2 protein-coding genes and 1 pseudogene are annotated in these 2,779 nt (G+C 45.3%); all 3 read left to right on the top strand.

Going from position 1 to position 2,779, the window contains the following annotated elements:
- Window positions 1-647 (top strand): annotated as a pseudogene (locus RMO27_RS11940) (relaxase/mobilization nuclease); the annotation flags it as partial.
- Between the two features lie 92 nt (window positions 648-739).
- On the top strand, window positions 740-1,624 hold the full coding sequence (locus RMO27_RS11935) for a ParA family protein (RefSeq protein ID WP_309732696.1): 885 nt from the start codon (window positions 740-742) through the stop codon (window positions 1,622-1,624).
- A gap of 5 nt (window positions 1,625-1,629) precedes the next feature.
- The coding region (locus RMO27_RS11930) for a ParB N-terminal domain-containing protein (RefSeq protein WP_309732694.1) at window positions 1,630-2,779 on the top strand (1,150 nt) is incomplete at its 3' end.

Raw genomic sequence — 2,779 nt, 5'->3', positions numbered from 1 at the left:
CAAATCTCCAAACTTGGCTCGATCGCTTGGCGGAGTCTAATATTGATGTGCGCTTTAATATTAGTAATAACGATTGCATCAAGGGTGTGACTTTTCTCCAAGACGATCGAGTTTATAAGGGTGGAGATATTGGCTCGAAGTGGTCGGTAGTGAGCCAGCGAATACCGATTACCCATCGCGATCTTGCCTTAATGCAAGTGGCTAATATCAAGAGTCAGGAAAAGCCCCTGCGGTTGAGTGAGATCGATTCCCCAGAGGGGACGCTTTGCGAACGGGCAATGTTCGATCGGGCTGTGGAGATGGCAGTGATGAAATTGGGACGGGGCAAAAAGTTTAAGAACAGTCGGGCAGATATTAAATTAGAGAGAGACATTCTAACCGTGATGCGGATGCGACCCCATCGACTGATGCTCAAAGCTACTCAGACAAAGGATGGTAAGTGGGAACCAGTGGGCTTTCCCCATATCGAGCGCACAGATGTCGAACAACTCGAACGCTTTAATGGGTTGGAGCCTAAAAAGTTTGAAACTTCCTTTGAGCATGAGACTCCAGAGATAGATGAATTTATCCGCGTCGATGCTTATATAGTCAGCGATCTAGACCAGGAGCAAGATGAGTACTGGGAAGAAGAAGGTCTGTCCTGCTAACAATTGCTAGCAGATTTGTCCTTTTTATGGTTAGATCGAGCGTGTGGGACAACGTTTTCCCACAGGATCTGTAAAGTTCGCACATCTACCACATGACCTTACAGCAAAAAAGTAGCCAGTCCAAAGTGGCTCAAAGACAAATTCGGATTTGTATTGCCAGTAATGCTGGCGGATCTGGTAAAACAACTGCTGCCGTCCATTTAGCATATGCGATCGCTGCCAAAGGATTTAAGGTGACGATTATCGAATTAGATATCTCTAGTTCCTTGAGTACCTTCACTGGATTGTCCATGAATCCAGAACCACAAGACTCGATCGCGACGGTATTCGAGCCTGATTTTGCTGGAAATTACCCGCTCAAACCAGTCTGGGCAGAAAAAACTGACAAAATTACCGCCATTCAGGGCGGTGAAGCGATCGAGCGAGTAATTCGCGAGATTCCCCTCAATCCACGCGGACATTATTTATTACAAGATCGGCTTGAAGATTATCCCCTAGCTGCCGATGTAATTCTATTTGATACCCCAGCTACCTTAGAACCAATGGGGGTCGTTGCCTTGGCTGCTAGCACCCACGTTCTATCGCCAATTAAGCCAGAGAACAAGGATGCCGAAGGTTTTGCTGGTTTTATCCGGTGGTATTTTAGGCAATTATCAGAATTAAGACTGCGCCCCAAGCCAGAAATACTAGGATTCGTCCCCAATCGAGTAGACTGGGCTGAAACCTCCATGCACCGGAATTTTCTGGGGCTGAATAAACAGGGTAAGCTCCGCACTGATATCGATCTGAGCGATACCTTGCCAGTACTAATTGAAGAGATGGGTATTCATTGCTTCCCAGCGATCCGTCAGTCTAATTACTATCTAAATGCGTCTTTGGAAAGATTGCCGCTTCAGCTTTACCGTCCAGGCTGTGATGCTGCCAAAGATTTCGACCCGATTACCGACAAAATTGTAGAATTATTAACCGAGGTATAAAATTTATGGCTGCTCAAACTAAAAAGCTCGGCGGATTGCGCGATTCTTTTCAGGGTGCTAGAGAATATCAACAAATTGAGGGCTTACAATCCGAGGTAGAGGATCTCAAAGCTGAAGTTGCTAGGCTCAAGTCGCAGGAACTTAATAGTGTCCAGCAGTCTCAACTTGAAGGGCAAATTGCAGAATTAACCGCACAACTAGCGGCTCGATCCGGAATTCATCGGATTGCGGTCGGTAAAATCGATCGGGATGAAGCTCAACCGCGAACTGTATTTCCCCCAGCGATCGTTCAAGAAAGGGCTGAAAGTCTTCGCACTAAGGGTCAACTCACGCCGATTATTGTTATTCCTGTGGGCGATCGATATAAGTTGTTTGAAGGTGAATTACGCTGGCGAGGTGCTCAAAAACTACTGTGGAATGAGTTGGATGCGGTGTTTTTAACCTCAGCAGAATCCTTGAATGCTACTGAGATCTTCGAGCGGCAGGTAGTTACCAGCATTCAATCCCAACGTCTGCACGATCTGGATATCGCCGAAGCAATAATTAAACTGACAGTCGATCGTTATCCCAACTGGGCTGGACGAGAAACTGAGATTCCGAAGGCTCTTCATGCCGCTCTGCGTCAGATGGAGAGAGAGGGTAACGCTCCAGATTTTAATACTCTCAAAATAGCCGATCCCCAGACTCAACAATTATGGCTGGATAGTCTAGAGAACAAAGATGAAGAAAAACAGATTTTTCAGACGATCTTGGGCTTACAACTTCATCCCGCTAGTATTAATAAGCATATTCTCCCCCTCTTAAAAGTATCAGATGATGTGAAAGCAGCGATCAGAGAGTATGGACTCGAAGGTAGCAAGGCCAAGCAAATTGACAGGCTTACCCCTGAATATCTAGGGCAATCAGATGAAGATGCCTTGAAAATTAGAGCCGAGGTAATTCAACAAATAACTGAGGACAAATTATCTTTAATTGAAACCAAAATGTTAATTGAAGATACGATCGATACTCATGTCCCGACTCCTGTAATTAAACCAGATCGAGTTGTTCAAGTAACTGGGAAGGTTAATAAGTTGCTGGCGGATATTAAAACTGACCAAGAGCTATCTGACCTAGAACGCGCACTCAAGGAAATTCAAAAGGCATTGAAAATCA

The sequence above is a fragment of the Chamaesiphon sp. OTE_75_metabat_556 genome (assembly GCF_031378165.1).
Taxonomy (GTDB): Bacteria; Cyanobacteriota; Cyanobacteriia; order Cyanobacteriales; family Chamaesiphonaceae; genus Chamaesiphon.
This window is presented reverse-complemented; position numbering and strand designations above follow the sequence as displayed.